At 53.7% G+C, this 16740-nt stretch carries 8 protein-coding genes; 4 read left to right on the top strand and 4 right to left on the bottom strand.

Going from position 1 to position 16740, the window contains the following annotated elements; genetic code table 11:
* Positions 1-5: 5 nt before the first annotated feature.
* The 4 genes from PGL01S_RS05205 to PGL01S_RS05220 form a co-directional block, all read right to left on the bottom strand.
* Complete coding sequence (locus PGL01S_RS05205; RefSeq protein WP_127492131.1) at positions 6-1679, bottom strand: DUF11 domain-containing protein; 1674 nt, start codon at positions 1677-1679, stop codon at positions 6-8.
* On the bottom strand, positions 1676-8389 hold the full coding sequence (locus PGL01S_RS05210) for a CLIPPER-2 domain-containing protein (protein ID WP_127492132.1): 6714 nt from the start codon (positions 8387-8389) through the stop codon (positions 1676-1678). Before PGL01S_RS05210 ends, PGL01S_RS05205 begins: the two co-directional genes overlap by 4 nt.
* A gap of 165 nt (positions 8390-8554) precedes the next feature.
* A complete protein-coding gene (locus PGL01S_RS05215) occupies positions 8555-9802 on the bottom strand; it encodes an MFS transporter (RefSeq protein WP_127492135.1) in 1248 nt (415 codons plus the stop codon).
* Positions 9803-9900: 98 nt separating this feature from the next.
* Positions 9901-10770 (bottom strand): AraC family transcriptional regulator, encoded by an 870-nt coding sequence (locus PGL01S_RS05220; protein WP_127492137.1) that lies wholly within the window; start codon positions 10768-10770, stop codon positions 9901-9903.
* Positions 10771-10907: 137 nt separating this feature from the next.
* Between PGL01S_RS05220 and PGL01S_RS05225 the strand changes: the two genes are divergently transcribed.
* Genes PGL01S_RS05225 through PGL01S_RS05240 form a run of 4 tightly spaced genes read left to right on the top strand, consistent with a single transcriptional unit; the run spans position 10908 to position 16698 of the window.
* The gene (locus tag PGL01S_RS05225) at positions 10908-12203 is read left to right on the top strand and encodes a Gfo/Idh/MocA family protein (protein ID WP_127492139.1); all 1296 of its coding nucleotides are present in this window, start codon (positions 10908-10910) and stop codon (positions 12201-12203) included.
* Positions 12204-12215: 12 nt separating this feature from the next.
* The gene (uxaC, locus tag PGL01S_RS05230; RefSeq protein ID WP_127492141.1) at positions 12216-13661 is read left to right on the top strand and encodes a glucuronate isomerase; all 1446 of its coding nucleotides are present in this window, start codon (positions 12216-12218) and stop codon (positions 13659-13661) included.
* The gene (locus PGL01S_RS05235; RefSeq protein ID WP_127492144.1) at positions 13658-15166 is read left to right on the top strand and encodes a tagaturonate reductase; all 1509 of its coding nucleotides are present in this window, start codon (positions 13658-13660) and stop codon (positions 15164-15166) included. The genes uxaC and PGL01S_RS05235 overlap by 4 nt, the downstream gene beginning before the upstream one ends.
* Complete coding sequence (locus PGL01S_RS05240) at positions 15163-16698, top strand: UxaA family hydrolase (protein WP_174806529.1); 1536 nt, start codon at positions 15163-15165, stop codon at positions 16696-16698. The genes PGL01S_RS05235 and PGL01S_RS05240 overlap by 4 nt, the downstream gene beginning before the upstream one ends.
* The last annotated feature ends 42 nt before the right edge of the window (positions 16699-16740 follow it).

The raw sequence follows: 16740 nt of genomic DNA on the forward strand, positions 1-16740 counted from the left end.
TTTTTTTATTCGATATCATGATCAACCGGCAAGATCAGTTCATTGGATTGGCTTTCGCCGCTGCAGGTACTGTCATCATAGGTATAGTTGAAACGGGCGGTGTATCGCGTAGCTACTTGGGAAAGGGATTCGTTCTCTATTTCCTCCGAGTCGGACACGTAAATCCAGTAGCTGACCTTAACCGTTTGACCAGGTACGATTAAGCCTAGACTCGCGCCTTCCGAAACCGTAAAGGAGGGAATCTGATTATCGTTGATTTGAGGATCAAGCAGATAGAAGCCCTTCGGATAATCCGTGCGATATAAGGTGACTCCCGCTGCGAGATTCCCTGTATTTTGCACGTAGGCGGTAAAATGGACCGAGCGCTCCGCTTCGTAATACAAGGGCTCTGCTTTTGCCTGAACGGAAATAACCGCCGCAAAGATGTCGGTAACTACAGGGTTGGACACGGCATTTTGCCTGACTAACCGTCCGTCGGTCAGTCTATAAGTGTAGATAGCCTCTACTTGATTCGGAATTTGAGAATTTGCCGTCCGGATGGTGACCTGATAAGTAATGACGGCGGTTGATCCGGCTAATAAGGTACCTAACGGGAGACCCGAAGACGGATTCGTTCCTTTGCGGGGCACGCCGTCGACCATTATGCTATCGGGAAGAAAAACCGTTCCTTGCGGAATAAGGCGGATCAGAAAGACGTCAACGGCAAAGCTGTTCTCGTTGTTAACGGTAACCGTATAAGTCAGACTGGAGCAAGCAGGCGCCTTTGCAGGATCTACTGCTAAGCTAACGGATAAGGAAGGGTCTGTAATATTCAAGATAAGCAGATTGGCCAGCCCGCGGTACACCGTTCCATTAACGGTATACTCGATAGTCGCTTGGAACGGCACACGCGTCTCGGCAGGCATTGCGGCAAGCCGGATAGCTACCCGGATGGATACAACCGCGCCCGGTGCCAGGTATCCGATATAGATGCCGGAGGCCGGATCAATCCAAGGTACAAGCACGCCATCGATAACAACGCTGCCCTGTACGAATTCAAATCCTTCGGGCAGCGGCAGATATACGATTACGTTTTCCATCGGAAGCAAACCGTCGTTTCGAACGATCAAATCATAGAAGACGACATCGCCGAGGAAGGTGACCGGCGTACTCAAGCTGGCGTGCGCATCCAGTTGAAACGGCACTACTTCAAGTGTAACTTTATTGGATAATACGGAATCCGATACGACTCTGCCATCAGGAGTAGAGAAGGAGTAGAGTACTGCCGCTTCATTGTGGAATACATGCGAATCGGGTATGAAGATTACAATAGCTTGAAAATTAACCTGGATGGTGCTGCCAACCTGAATCGTTCCAAGCGGAATGCCAGTCTGCGGCGAGGCTCCCGGCAAAGGGGAGCCATCCAGCAGAACGCTGTTCGGAATAAACGATAACCCGGCAGGCAGCAAGTCCTGCAGCTGCATGGACGCAGGACGGTTACCGGTATTCGAAATAAGAATGGTAAAGGTGACGGATTGATCCCGGTTTAACTTCTGCGGGAAAGCGGACTTACTCGCCGTAATAATGGGTCCGACAAGCGGCGTTTGCACCGTATTGGAATAGGCGACTCCATCGTAAATGCCGCTGCTGAACCGGACATGAGTCTGGTTCAGCAGCTTGAAGTCATTGGGCGGGGTCATATCGTGACCACCTGTACATTAAAGGTAACGGTTGCCGTAGCGCCGTTTGCAATCGTTCCGATGGAGATGCCGGTATTCGGGTTGCCCGAAGGCACCGGATTGCCATTCACCGTTACGCTGCCCGGTACAAATACGGTGCCTGTCGGAACGGGGTCAACCAGAATGACGTTATTGACAGGGCTTATGCCAAGGTTAGAAACGAGAATCGTATACGTAATAACGTCGCCAACAACGGCATCGATTGCATTAGTGCTCTTCACGACGGATACATCCGGTGAAGATACCGGAATCGACAGCGTGTTTGAATTGACCGAACCGGTTATCGTTCTGCCGTCCGGCGCCGCATACGAATAGTCGCCGCTAGCCGTATTGACGAGCTGCTGGGAAGGCGGCAGCGTCTGGATAACCACCTCATACGAAACGGTTACCACAACGGACTGACCGGGGTTAACGGTACCGATGGAGAAGCCGGAAGAAGGATTGGCGCCAGGCTGCGGTACGCCGTTAACAAGCACGCTGTTTGGCACAAAAGCGCCGCCGGTTGGAGACGGGTCCGTAATCGTAACCTGTGCCGGAAGATTTCCGGTATTGCTTACAACCAGGCTATAGGTAACGGTATCTCCAACCGTAGCGTTGGACGTATTGGCTGTTTTTTGAATTCCGATAATCGCTTGATACACCGGCAGAACTACGGTATTGGAGAACGCCGAGCCGGAGAAAGCGCCGGAAGTGAAGGTTGCGCTCGCTTGGTTGCTAAGCTGAGCCGGCGTAGGCAGCGATGTGATCGTCAGATTAAACGTGACGGTTGACGTTGCGCCCGGAGCAATGGTGTTAAGCGAAATACCTGCGGCCGGCGACGCGCCGGGACGCGGAAGGCCGTCTACGGTTACGCTATTGGCTACAAATACCGCACCTGCTGGGATCGCGTCAACAACAATAACGTTATTGATTGGTGCAATACCGTTATTAGTTACCCCGATTGTATAGGTAACGGTATCGCCTACCACGGCTGTTGTAACCGGAACCGATTTAACTACCGCAACGTTTGGTGCGGATACTTGTATAACCAGCGTATTGGAAGTGAAGGATCCATTTAACGTACGGCCGTCCGGCAGCGTATAAGAGTATGTCGCGGAAGCTTGGTTCGTAAGCTGTTGTCCCGGCGGTAACGACTGGATTAGAACAGAGAAGGTGACGGTTGACGAAGTCGTTACATTGCCGAGCGGAATGCCGGTAGACGGATCGGCGCCCGGTACTGGCTGATTGTTTACAATGACGCTATTGGGAACAAAGACCGTGCCGGCTGGTATCGTATCGGTCAGAACTATATTCGCGCCATAGTTGCCGGTATTGGCGATTGCTACCGTATACGCAACCGTATCGCCAACCGTGGCATTGGAGGTATTGCCCGATTTGACCGCGCTAAGAATCGGCTGGTAGACGGGCGTTGACACGATATTAGAGAAGGTAACTCCCGAGAACGTACCGGATGTGAACGTAACGGAAGATTGATTGTTCAGCACAGCCGGCGTAGGCAGAGAGGTCACAAGCACGTTGAATACAATGGTTGTTGTAGCTCCAGGACTGATAGCATCGATTATGACGCCCGTTGCCGGATTAGCCGCCGGTCTCGTAACGCCGTCAACGGTAAGGGAGCTCGGAACAAAACTGGAGCCGGCTGGGATCGGGTCGGTGAACAGGACGTTCGATATCGTCGCGATGCCGCTGTTCGTGACGGTTGTCGTATAAGTGACCGTATCTCCAACCGAAACGGCGGTAGACGGCGTGCTTTTGACAACCGTGGCATTCGGCGCGGAGACCGGGAAAGTAACCGTATTGGACACGGCTGTCTGGTTAAAGACCCTGCCGTCCGGAAGCGTATAAGCAATGCCGGCCGAGCCGGTATTGGATAGTTGTTGAGGCGTCGGCAGGGAATTGATAACGACCGAGAACATCACGTTGACCGATGCTCCAGCCGCTACGGAGCCAGCCGGAATTCCTGTTACCGGGTCGGCACCGGGCACGGGATTGCCTCCCACCAGGGCGCTGTTTGGCACAAAGGAGGTACCGGCGGGAATATTATCGGTTACGGTTACGTTAGCCGGATAATTCCCCGTATTCGTTACAATTAACGTATAAGTGACCGTCTGGCCGACGGAAGCATTCGACGTGCTGGAGCTTTTTGCAAGAGAAATAACAGGCAGATCAACCGGCGTCGATACCGTATTCGAGAAGGCCGTACCGGAGAACGCTCCCGAAGTAAAGGTAACCGAAGCCGTATTGTTAAGGATTGCAGGATCTGGAACACTGTTAACGCTATTGTTAAACGTAATCGTGACCGTACCTCCCGGCGGTATAGAGGCAACCGGAATACCGCCTATAGGGCTTGCTCCAGGGGCCAGCGTGCCATTAATCGTAACGGTTCCGGGTATAAATGACGTTCCCGCAGGGGGAGGATCGGTAAACTGAACGTTGTTTACCGTTTCAATCCCGCTATTCGTAATAACGGCCGTATAAGTGATGGTATCGCCGACGGTTACGACGGTATAATTCGCGCTTAAGGCTACTCCGACATTCGGAGCCGATACCGGGAAGGTGACCGTATTGGAGTTGACGGAGCCCGTTAATGTCCGGCCATCCGCAGGCGTATACGAATAGGAAGCCGTTCCCGTATTGCTTAACGTTTGCGGCGACGGAAGGGAGGTAACCACTACGCCAAAGGTAACGGTAGCGGTTGTGCCCGGAGCCAGAGAACCGATGTCAATGCCGGTAACGGGGGAAATGCCCGGCATCGGCATTCCGTTTACGATAACGCTGTTCTCGGTAAAGGTAGTGCCCGTGGGAATGGTGTCCGTTACAATTGTCGCCGCTGCCAGATTGCCCGTATTGGAGACGACTAAAGTATAAATAATGGAGTCGCCCAGGGTGGCATTGCTGGTGCTGGCGCTTTTGACGACCGCGATTTGCGGCTGTGTGACCGGTGTAACCGTCGTGTTGGATGCGGATGTTGCCGAGAAGGTGCCGGAAGTAAAGCTGGCGGTCGATTGGTTCGTAATCTGTGAAGGAATTGCCATCGTTATCATCACCTCGAATGATACGGTAACCGATGCTCCTGGCGCCAGGCTACCGAGTGATATGCCGGCTTCGGGTGAGGCTGCCGGCTGGGAAACATTTTGAACCAACACGCTTCCGGGTACAAAAGCCGCATTTGATTGAAGCGGGTCACGCAAAACAATGTTGTTCACCGCAGCGATGCCGTTATTGGTCAGAACGGACGTGAAGAGCATGGTATCGCCGGTTACGACAACGGTTCGGCTGGCGCTTTTCGCCAGGGCAACATTCGGCAGCGCAACTTGAACTGTAACCGTATTGGATAAGGCGGAGCGGTTAATGACGCGTCCGTTCGCTAGCGTGAACGAATAAGCCGCGCTTGCCTGATTGACCAGCTGCCTGCTGGCAGGATAAGAAACAATGTTTACGACGTAACTTACCGTTGCTGATCCTCCGGCAGGGATAAGGCCAACCGGAATGCCGGTCGCCGGACTGACGTTAGGAGTAGGTACTCCGTTAATAAGAACGCTGTTATCGATAAATACGGCTCCACTCGGAACGGTATCCGTCAATGTTGCGTTTGCGGCAGTATTTCCCGTATTGGCTAAGGTGAAGTTGTAAGAGAACGTATCTCCAACGGTTGCATTGGAGGTACTAGCCGATTTGCTTACCGCAACAACGGCTTGCGAGACCGGCGTCGTAACGGTATTCGACGTGGAGCTGCGGGTAAAGGCGCCGGAAGTAAAAGCTGCGCTTGCGGCATTGCTTAAACTGCCGGACGAAGGCAGCGATGTGACGCGAATCTGAAAGGCCACCGTAACGGTTGCCCCGGCACTAATTGAGCCTAGCGAAATACCGGCGTTTGGATTAGCGAGTGACGAAGGCGTTCCGTTAATTGTAACGCTGCCTGAAACAAAGGCTGCTCCTTGCGGTATGGGGTCGGACAATACAACGCTCGTTACCGGTGCAATCCCGTTATTCGTGACAAGCACGGTATAAGTGAGTACGTCCTGAACGGCCGCAGCGGTATCGCTGACCGATTTGGATACGGTGACATTTGGCGAGGAAGCGGTTATGGACACGGTATTGGAGCTGCTGCTGCCATTTAACGTCCTGCCGCTTGGCAAGGTATAGGAGTAGGTTGATGTTGCCTGGTCATTCAAAACGGGCGGTGACGGTAAAGTGTTCAGAAGCGTCTGGAATGTAACGGTCGTCTGGGCATTAGGCGCCAGACTGCCGATTGCGATGCCCGTTAACGGCGAGGATGCGGGGCTGGCAACGCCGTTAATCGTCACGGAGCCCGGGATAAAGCTTGAACCGGCAGGGATATTGTCAAACAAGGTTACGGTTGCGGCCAGATTTCCGGTATTCCGGGCAAGGATGGTGTACGTAATGGTATCGCCAACCGTAGCAGCAGTGGTACCGGCTGACTTGGTCAGCGGAATAACAGGCTGGTAAACCGGCGTTGTTGTATTGTTGGAAGCGGCAGTCCCCGAGAAGGTACCGACGCTGTATGAAACGTTTGAACGATTGACCAGCTGCGCGCTTGCCGGCAAGGAGCTGACTAATGCTTGCAGGGTAACCGTGGTTGAACTGTTGGCCGCCACGGTTCCGACCGCAATGCCGGTTGCCGGATTCGCCGTTGTATTCGGCGAGCCGCCGATCGTTACGCTGCCCGCAACAAAGGTTGCTCCCGCAGGGAGCACATCCGTCAGCGTCACATTCGTAACGGCTTCCGTTCCGTTATTCGTAATGACCGAAGTATAAGTGAGCGTTTCTCCTACGGCAACATCCGTTACATTCACGGATTTGGTTAGAGTTATGCTCGGAAGCGATACGGGAAGCGTTAGCGTGTTGGATGCGGCAGAGCCGGAAATGGTCCGCCCGTCCGGCGGCGTAAACGTATAAGCCGCCGTGCCTTGGTCCACGAATTGCGGCGGAGACGGCAAGGAATTGACCTGCACGTCAAAGGTAACGGTAGACGTGGCGCCTGCGGCAACGGATCCGATCGCGACGCCGGCGGCAGGGTTCGCGCCAACAACGACCACGCCGTTAACCCGGAAAGTCCCGGTGATAAAGGAGCTTCCCGTCGGAATGTTATCCGTTAGCGTTACAGTAGCGGCTCTATTGCCGGTGTTTGCAACAAGCAAGGTATAAGTAACCGTACTGCCCACGGTAGCGGTCGTCCGGTTCGAGCTTTTGGTAATGCCGATAATCGGCGAATAGACGGGAACGGATACCGTATTGGAAGGAATAACTCCCGTAATATTGTCGCCGCCCGCCACCATCTGGAATGTAAAAGCTGCTTTCGCGCTGTTCGGAAGCAAGAAGGTGCTCGGCAGCGAGCTGACGACGGCCCGGTAAGTAACGACAACGGAGCCGTTGATGTTCAAAGCTCCCAGCGGGGCGCCGGCAATGATATCGTAGGTAGGACGCGCTACCCCTCCGACCGTTACGCTCCCGCTTACGAAAGTAAGCCCGCTCGGAAGGGCATCCGTTAGAACAACGCTTGCCGCATTGGCGGTCCCCGTGTTGCTGACCGTAACGGTGTACGTAATGGTATCGCCGACCACTGCGCCTGCGACGCTTGCGCTTTTTACAACGTTTATGGTAGGCGAGTTGATATTGATCTGGATGGCATTGGCATTAACGACATAAGCATCGCCGGAGGTAGTCAATGTCAGGACGGCGGATGATTGGTTATTGACGAGACGCGCGGATACGTCGACGTTGGTGATATCCCACCCTTGCCGGCCGCCGATAATATTCGTGCCCGGAGCGCCGTTTGTCTGGTTGCGGCTGCCGAAGGTGCCCGTTGTGTTCAGGTTGCCCGAATCGTTGTTGATCTGGGATGCAAAAAAGTTGTTCGCAAAGTTGTTCGGGCCGGATAAGGCGACGGTAGTTGCAGAGGTTGGGCCGAATAATGCCTGGTCTCCGGTCCGGTTGGCGTCTCCTTCCTGGGCGCTGAATAAAGCTCTTCCGCCCAGCGTTCCGGAGATTGGGGTTGCGAATCCCGTCAAAGTGGTGGACACCGGCCCGGAATCGGCCTGCACAAGCACCGCGCCGGCGCGCAGCGACATGTTGCGGAAAGGCAGAGACGGATTCTGATAAATAACGCCTAACGTCCAGCCGCAATGATTGGCGGTAGAATCGTTAGTAATCACAATGGTACCAACCACATTGCCGGTCGTATAAGTTCCCGAGCCGCCTTGCGAGATAAGCGAAGTTACATTATTTGACCGGACGTAAGCAGAGGCGCCGTTGCCCAGGTTGACCTGATTGCTTGTTGCGGCATCCGGCGAGACGGTAAACGTTCCGGCCGGCGTTGTGAAGGTAACCGGGTTATTAATGAACGCGCTTAGATCCGTCGTGCCGTTAATATAAGAGCCGCCCCAGATCAACTCGGCATATAGGATGGTACTGCCCGCCGGCAAAGTCAAAACGGCAGAGGCGCTGTTACTGGCAAAAGCGCTTGTTGTACCTGCAGGATATGTACCGAAAACAGATGCGGTATTTATCGTTGAAAAAGCGCCTATGCTATCCAGCGTTCCCGGAACGCCAGCCGTATCGGAACGGCTTAACCCAAGCGTATTCCCGGTAAAGGTAATCGCTCCGGTTGCGTTAAAGGTCGCACGAGTGACAAGAGGAATTGGTATCACCCCCTCGAGATCGCATCATTATAGTTTTAATGAGGGCAGAAACAACGGATTTTATTATTGCACATATCATACATATGAACGATGTTGCCGGTTAACCACGTTTCTTTCATAAATATACATTAGTAATTAAAAAGGCTTGAACCTTTGCAGGTTCAAGCCTTTTTCTCAGGACGCGCTTATGCTTCCTGGTTGCGCGGCACTTAAAAGCTTCCGATTCTCCTTGTTGACCAAGGAATGAATCAGGAAGGAGCCTACCGAGACAGCGGCCGTAATTACGGCAAGCCAAGCGACCGGCGTTAATCCGCCGCCGTCGTAAAGCCCGCCCATCATATAAGGACCGATAACCCGTCCAGTCGACCCGATTCCGCCGGTCAAGCCTAAATAGAATGGGGCGTTTTTGCCGCTATTCTCGGTTAGAAAGGCCGGTATGGCGGGCGCGATCAGCATCTCGCCTAGCGTAGTCAGAATCATGCCAAGCACCATGCCGGGGAAGCTGTGCATGATCAGTATGACGACATAACCGCTCATGTACAAAACGGCGCTTGCCGTCAGCTGGGCTTTGACCGAGCTGGCAGCCACTCGCTTAATCAGATTGGTCACCGGCTGGGCAACGAAAATCAGAATGCCGTTAAGCGTCCAAAGATAGCCAAACATTTGCTTCGACATGCCGTGCTCGATAATAAACGGAGATACGCCGGTATTCCAGATGCTGTTGCCGAGGTTGATCAGCATTCCTCCGAGCGCCATAAACAAATAGAGCCGGACGTCGGTGACAAGCCGCCATAAGGTTGCGCCGCCGGCGTCGCGTTTTTTCCTCATCAGCTCCGCTGAACGATCCCCGCCGCCTGTCCCAACCCGCTGCAGATAGAAGAGGAAGAACAAGGCGAATACGCCGGATGTAACGCCGTTAAGCACAAAGCTGAGCGAATAGGAGACGTCGGCCAAAAATCCGCTTAGCGCCGTGCCTACCGCCACGCCGATATTGTTGGCGATATAGACGATATTGAAGAGCTCTCCGCGCTGCTTGGCAAATCGGAAGCCGATAAAGGCCTGGATAGCAGGCATCGATAAGGCATTAAACAGCCCGATAAGGCCCATCATGACGATAAATACGGTCCAGGCATGACTTAAAGCCGGCAGAAGCAGCAGTCCTGCGGCATTTAAGGCGAGTGCGCCGATAATCAGCTTTTTTACGCCAACCCGGTGGTAAAGCGCGCCCCCGAGCAGTTGTCCCGCAATCCCGCCGATAGACTGCACGAGAATGACGAGCCCGGCGTCGGACATGGATCGCCCAAGCTGGTCGAAGACGAACATCGTAACAAGCGGCCACATCAGCGCGCTGCCAATGGCATTAATAAGACTGGCGAGCAGGAACACTTTAATTTCTTTCGGGTATTGCGATAGTGATTTCATCGATGTTATAAACTCCCGGATGTTAAATCGTGATGCAAGGCTTCTATTATACCTTAAGGCAAGCCAAAAAGCCGAAGGATATTTTTGTGCTAAAGCAATTATCCCTTTTGCCCGTATTGGTTCCGGTAGTCGCGGGGCGAGAGCCGGATATGGGTCTTGAATACGCGCTCGAACTGAGACAGGCTTTCAAAACCGACATCCGCCGCGATTTCGGTAATTCGTTCATCCGTTTCGCGAAGCTGCTGCTGCGCTTCCTTCACCCGGGTAATGCCGATATATTCCGTCAGTCCGAAGCCGGTGTACTTCTTGAACGTGCGGCTCAAATAACTGGCGCTGAGATGGAACTGCCTGCTTAAACCGTCAAGCGTCAGCGGTTCCCGGAAATGGTCGGCCACGTAGCTTGCGATCTCCATCGCTTTGGCAGCCGCGGGGGAAGGAGGGACGGAGCCGTCGCTTGGCTCCGGTTCGGTCTGAATCGCGTGGCGAGCAGCGAACAGCAGGGCTTCGGCAACGGCATGGCGAATCGGCATTTCATGTCCAGGAGGACGCTCCTGCACCTCCTGGAGAAGACCGTACAGCAGCTGCTCAAAGCGAAGGCGCTCCTGATGGGCAAGCCGGAAAACCCGGCGCGAGCCAAGGAAGGGGGAGAGAAGCAGCGCGGCTTCTTCCTTGCCGTATTGCTCGAAATATTTTTCGTTGTAATAGAGAACGACTCTCGCATGGTTTGGAACGCCGGTATCCGAGGTTTTGTGCAGCTCATTGGCCGGAATAAGCACCAGATCCCCTGCGGCAATCGGATATTTGCGGTCTTTAATGAAATATTGCCGTTCCCCGCTGAACAAGTAATAGAGCTCGTACTGCCCGTGGATATGCTCGACGGACATCGTGAAATGGCCCTTGCGTTTGTTATATTCCAGAAAGAAAAGATCTTCCGAATCCCCATAGAATAGTTCATTGCTTAAATGCATGATCAAAGACCCCCGAATGACAAAATATGCGGTATAGAATTAATTCTAGCATAGATTGCGGAGAGATTGAGCAGATATTGCTGTACATTTTGAATATAGGAAATCCAATACCAGCCAGTAAGGAGATGTACAAACCAATGTCTAACAAGAAAACGTACGTGCAAGTCGGAACCGGGGGGCGCGCGGAATTTTTCTATGGGGCAATTGCCACAACCTACCGTGAAACATCCGAGCTGCTTGCCTTTTGCGATATTAACCAGACCCGCATGGACTATGCGAACAAGCTCCTGAAGGACAAGTACGATTACCCGGCCGTGAAGACATACAAGAGCGACGAGTTCGAACGCATGATCGAGGAGATCAAGCCGCAGTTTGTCATCGTTACGTCCGTTGACCGCACGCATCATCAATATATTATCCGTGCTCTCGAGCTTGGCTGCGATGTGATTACGGAGAAGCCGATGACGGTCGACGAGGACAAATGCCAAGAAATTCTGGATGCGGTTGAGCGGACGGGCCGTCAGGTGCGCGTAACGTTTAACTACCGCTATGCTCCGCATCATACCAAAGCCCGCGAGCTTATTGAAAACGGTACCATCGGCGACGTAACCTCCGTGCACTTCGAATGGCTGCTCAATACGCAGCACGGCGCGGATTACTTCCGCAGATGGCACCGCGACAAACGCAACAGCGGCGGACTTCTTGTCCACAAGTCGACCCATCACTTCGATCTCGTGAACTTCTGGATTGGCTCCGAGCCGGATACGGTATTCGCGATGGGCGACCTGCTGTTCTACGGCCGTGAAAATGCCGAGAAGCGCGGCGTTACCAAGTTCTACGACCGCGCGACCGGCAATCCAAACGCGGAGAACGATCCGTTTGCGTTGCCGCTCGACAACAACGAGCATTTGAAAGCGATGTATTACGACGCGGAGAAAGAAGACGGCTACCGCCGCGACCAAAGCGTATTCGGCGACGGCATCTCGATCGAAGACACGATGAGCGTGTTGGTCCGCTACAAGAATAAAGCTCTGCTGACGTATTCGCTTAATGCATACCTGCCTTGGGAAGGCTACCGGATTGCGTTCAACGGTACAAAAGGCCGCATCGAAATGACGGTAATCGAACAGTCCTACGTCAACTCCGGCGGGGACAAAGCCTTGGAAGGGGCGGTTCAAGGCGTTAACATCATCGTATTCCCGATGTTTGGCGAAGCCTACACGGCGGAGTTCGAAGAAGGCGAAGGCGGTCATGGCGGCGGCGATCCGGTTCTGCTCAACGATATTTTCGGCGTACCGGTGGAAGACCGCTTTAATCGCGCGGCTAACCACATTGACGGCGCGCGTTCAATCCTGACGGGCATTGCAGCCAACAAATCGATCCGCACGGGCCAATCGGTGAAAGTCGATGACCTGGTACGCTTTTACGAATAGGAGGAATTTTGGATGAAGGCTTTTATGGATGATCAATTTCTATTGAACAGCGATACCGCTGCCTTGTTATACGAGCAGTTTGCGAAGCCGATGCCGATTATCGACTACCATTGCCACCTGGATCCGAAGGAAATCTACGAGAATAAGCCGTTCAGCAACTTAACCGAGGTATGGTTGTACGGCGATCATTACAAATGGCGCGCGATGCGGGCTAACGGCATAGCAGAGGAGTATGTGACCGGCGGCGAAGGCGTCAGCGATTATGACCGGTTCCTCGCTTATGCGCGTACCGTTCCGATGGCGATCGGCAACCCGCTGTATCATTGGTCCCATCTGGAGCTTAAACGTTTGTTCGGTATTGAGGACATTATTAACGAGAAGAATGCTCCGGTTATTTGGGAGAAAGCGAATCAAGTATTTGAAGGCAGCGGGATGACGCCGCAGGAGCTGGTGCGGGTATCGAATGTCCGCGTCGTATGCACGACGGATGACCCGGCGGATTCGCTGGAATATCATATCAAGCTGATGGAAGAAGACAGGCATGGCTTCCAGGTACGTCCTTCGTTCCGTCCGGACAAGGTGCTTGAGATTAACCGTGCGACATTCCTTCCGTGGATCAATCGTCTGGGGGAAGCAAGCGGTTATGAGGTATCCGATTACAGCCTGCTGCTGAAAGCGCTGAAGGAGAGAGTGGACTTCTTCCACAAGACCGGTTGTCTGCTGTCCGACCATGCCATCGATACGGTTCTGTATGCGGACGCGACGGAAGAGCAGGCGGCGGTGATCTTTGCGAAAGCTCTCCGCGGCGAACCGGTAAGCCTGGAGGAAGAAGCGCAATACAAGACCTTTACGCTGGTTTACCTGTCCCGTCTGTATGCCGATCATGGCTGGGCGATGCAGCTTCATATTCATGCCCATCGCAACAACAATACTGCAATGATGGGACGTCTAGGTCCGGATACCGGCTATGACTCCATTAACACGGGTTCATTGGCAGGACCGCTTGTCCGGCTGCTTGACAGCATGGAAAATAACCTACCGCGTACGATTCTATATTCCTTGAATGCTTCGGATAATGACGTGCTTGCTTCCATAATCGGCAGCTTCCAGGACGGCACGATCCCGGGTAAAATCCAGCTTGGCTCGGCATGGTGGTTCAACGATACGATTGACGGCATGCTGGCCCAAATGAAATCTCTTGCGAATATGGGCCTGATCAGCCGGTTTGTCGGCATGCTGACCGATTCGCGGAGCTTCCTGTCTTATCCGCGGCATGAATACTTCCGCCGGATTCTGTGCAATTTGCTTGGCGACTGGGTGGAATCCGGCCAAGTTCCCGCGGATATGGAGCTTCTTGGCTCTATCGTAGAAGGCATCTGCTACCGTAACGCAGAGCAATACTTCCGTTTTGGATCAGACTCGGCGAGCATTAAGGTTCAAGCGGAGGTTACCCAATGAGTTCTATGACGAATAATTTACCTAACTTGAATTCTGCCATCCTGCGGGAAGGAGAGGCTTCATCTTATAACCGGATGAAGTCTTATCCGGTCAAGGCGCTGCAAATCGGCGAAGGCAATTTCCTCCGCGGCTTTGTGGATTGGATGATTCACCGCTGCAATGAGCAAGGGCTTTTTAACGGGAGCATTGCGGTATCCCAGCCTCGCCCAACGGGCGCGGCGAAGCTGCGGGAGCTTAAGGAGCAGGACGGTCTGTACTATCAATGGATTAGAGGCTTGCATGAAGGGGAGCTTGTCGATCGGCGCGAGCTGATCTCGGTATTCTCAGCCTTTATCGATCCGTATCAGGAATGGGACCGTTTCCTTGCGCAAGCGGCAAATCCGGATTTGGAGCTGGTTGTGTCGAATACGACGGAAGCGGGTCTGGTCTACCAGGCATCGGACTGGGCGCCGGATCAGCCGATCCTATCGTACCCGGGCAAGCTGACGCTGCTCTTATACCGCAGGTTCGAGCATTTTGGCGGTGATCCGGGCAAAGGTCTTCTCCTGCTGCCATGCGAGCTTGTTGAGCGCAACGGCGATAAGCTTCGCGACATCGTGCTGCAGCATGCTTCGGACTGGAAGCTGCCTGAGGCGTTCGCGGACTGGATCCGGGAGCATAACCGGTTCCTGAATTCGCTGGTGGACCGGATTGTCACGGGCTTCCCGGCCGAAGAAGCGAATGAGCGTTTTGCGGAATGGGGGATCAAGGACCGTCTCTTAAACGCGGCTGAGCCTTATCATATCTGGGCGATAGAAGGGGAAGAGGAGTTAGACGAGCGCCTTCCGTTTGTAAAAGCCGGATTAAATGTCGTATGGACAAACGATCTGCAGTCCTATCAGCTTCGCAAGGTACGGATCCTGAACGGTGCTCATAGCTGGATGGCGGCATACGGGCTGCTGAACGGATTAAATGAAGTACGCGAAGTCGTTGAGCACCCGGTCTATGGAGCGCATTTGCGCGAAGTTGTTTTTAAAGAGATTGTACCGTCCGTACCGCTTCCGGAAGGGGAAATGAAAGCGTATGCCGGGCAGGTTATCGAACGGTTCGCGAATCCGTACGTGCGGCATAAGCTTACGGATATCGCGATGAATAGTTTATCCAAATTCAAGGCGCGCTTGCTGCCGACTCTTATAGCCTATTACGAGCGTACAGGCGATTTGCCGCCATTTATCGTGAAGGCGTTTGCCTCCTTGCTTAAACTGTACCGCGTAAAGCTAACCGAGGAAGGCGCTTATGCAGGCACGCGTCTGGATGGAAGCCAGCTGCTCATTCGAGACGATGCGGTTATGCTGGGAGAGCTTGCCTCCCTTTGGAACAAAGCGGATAACGGCGAGCTTGGCTTGAAGGAGCTGCTGGAGGATGTTCTCGGACGCGACGTTTGGTGGGGAACGGATCTAAACGGAATAGCCGGCCTGGCTGACCGGTTAACGGCCGAAATTGCTCAATTGGAGGAACAAGCATGAGAAATGCAACGATTACGAACGCAACGCTGCTTCACCCGCAAGACGATGTCGTTATCGCTCTGCGGGATATCGAACCGGGCGAGATCGTCAGATGGCCGTCGGCCGATGGAAGCGAGCAGTCGGTAGCGGTAGATAAAGCGGTGCCGCGCGGCCATAAAATTTTGATTCATCCCGTTGCGGCCGGCGTGCATGTCCATAAATTCGGTTACTCGATCGGAGTCGCCAAAGAAGACATAACGCCAGGCAGCTGGGTTCATACCCATAATCTCCGAACCGGATTAGGAGAGGTCCTGGAGTATGAATACAAGCCTAAGACGGATTCGGCTTCAACCGAAGCTGTGGTCAGTCCGTCTTGGCCCGCAACCTTCCAAGGTTATGTCCGGGAAGATGGGGAAATCGGGATCCGGAATGAAATCTGGATAATTAATACGGTTGGCTGCATTAACAAGACCTGCGAGACGCTCGCCAAGCTTGCCGGACGTCAGTTCGAGGGGCAAGGGATCGACGGCGTATACCATTTCCCGCATCCGTATGGCTGCTCCCAGCTCGGCGATGATTTGACGGCGACGCAGAAGCTGCTTTCCGCCCTTGTCCGGCACGGAAATGCGGCGGGCGTGCTCGTTATCGGACTTGGCTGCGAGAATAACCAGATTGAGGCCTTCAAGAAAGCGATTGGCGATTACAATCCGGACCGCGTCAAGTTCCTGAAATCCCAAGAGGTGGAGGATGAGCTGGAGGAAGGGTTGAAGCTGATCGAAGAGCTTGTCCGGTACGCCGGAGGATTCAAACGTCAGGAGCTGCCTCTTGCGAAGCTGCGGATTGGCCTGAAATGCGGCGGTTCGGACGGTTTTTCCGGCATTACGGCGAACCCTCTAGTGGGCCGTATCGCTGATGCGATTACGGGTGCCGGCGGTACGGCGCTGCTGACGGAAGTGCCGGAGATGTTTGGCGCGGAGACGATTCTGATGGACCGGGCGGCGGATGAGCAGGTATTTAACGGGATAGTTAACCTCATTAATGATTTTAAAGGTTATTTTATCCGTCACGGACAGGAGATCTATGAGAATCCATCCCCAGGCAACAAGGACGGCGGGATTACGACGCTTGAGGAAAAGTCGCTTGGGTGCACGCAAAAGGGCGGCCATGCAACGGTAACCGACGTTCTTCCGTACGGGGAACCGTCGAGAAAACCGGGCCTCAACCTTGTTCAAGCACCGGGCAACGACTTGGTGTCGGTTACGGCTTTATCGGCGGCCGGGGCCCATATTGTATTATTTACGACGGGACGAGGCACGCCTTTTGGCGGTCCGGTTCCAACCGTCAAGATTGCGACAAATACGCAGCTGGCGGAACGAAAAAAGAACTGGATCGATTACAACGCGGGTCAGCTGATTGAAGGGAAGAGGATGGAGGAGCTTCAGGAAGAGCTGCTTCATCAGATTGCCGAGCTTGCTTCAGGCAAGAGGGAGACGAACAACGAACGTAACGGCTTCCGCGAAATTGCGATTTTTAAAGACGGCGTTATTCTATAGTTATTAATGAACCGGGCTGCCGCCGCTAAGCGGGTAGCCCGG

The organism is Paenibacillus glycanilyticus NBRC 16618, from assembly GCF_004000805.1.
Taxonomy (GTDB): Bacteria; Bacillota; Bacilli; order Paenibacillales; family Paenibacillaceae; genus Pristimantibacillus; species Pristimantibacillus glycanilyticus.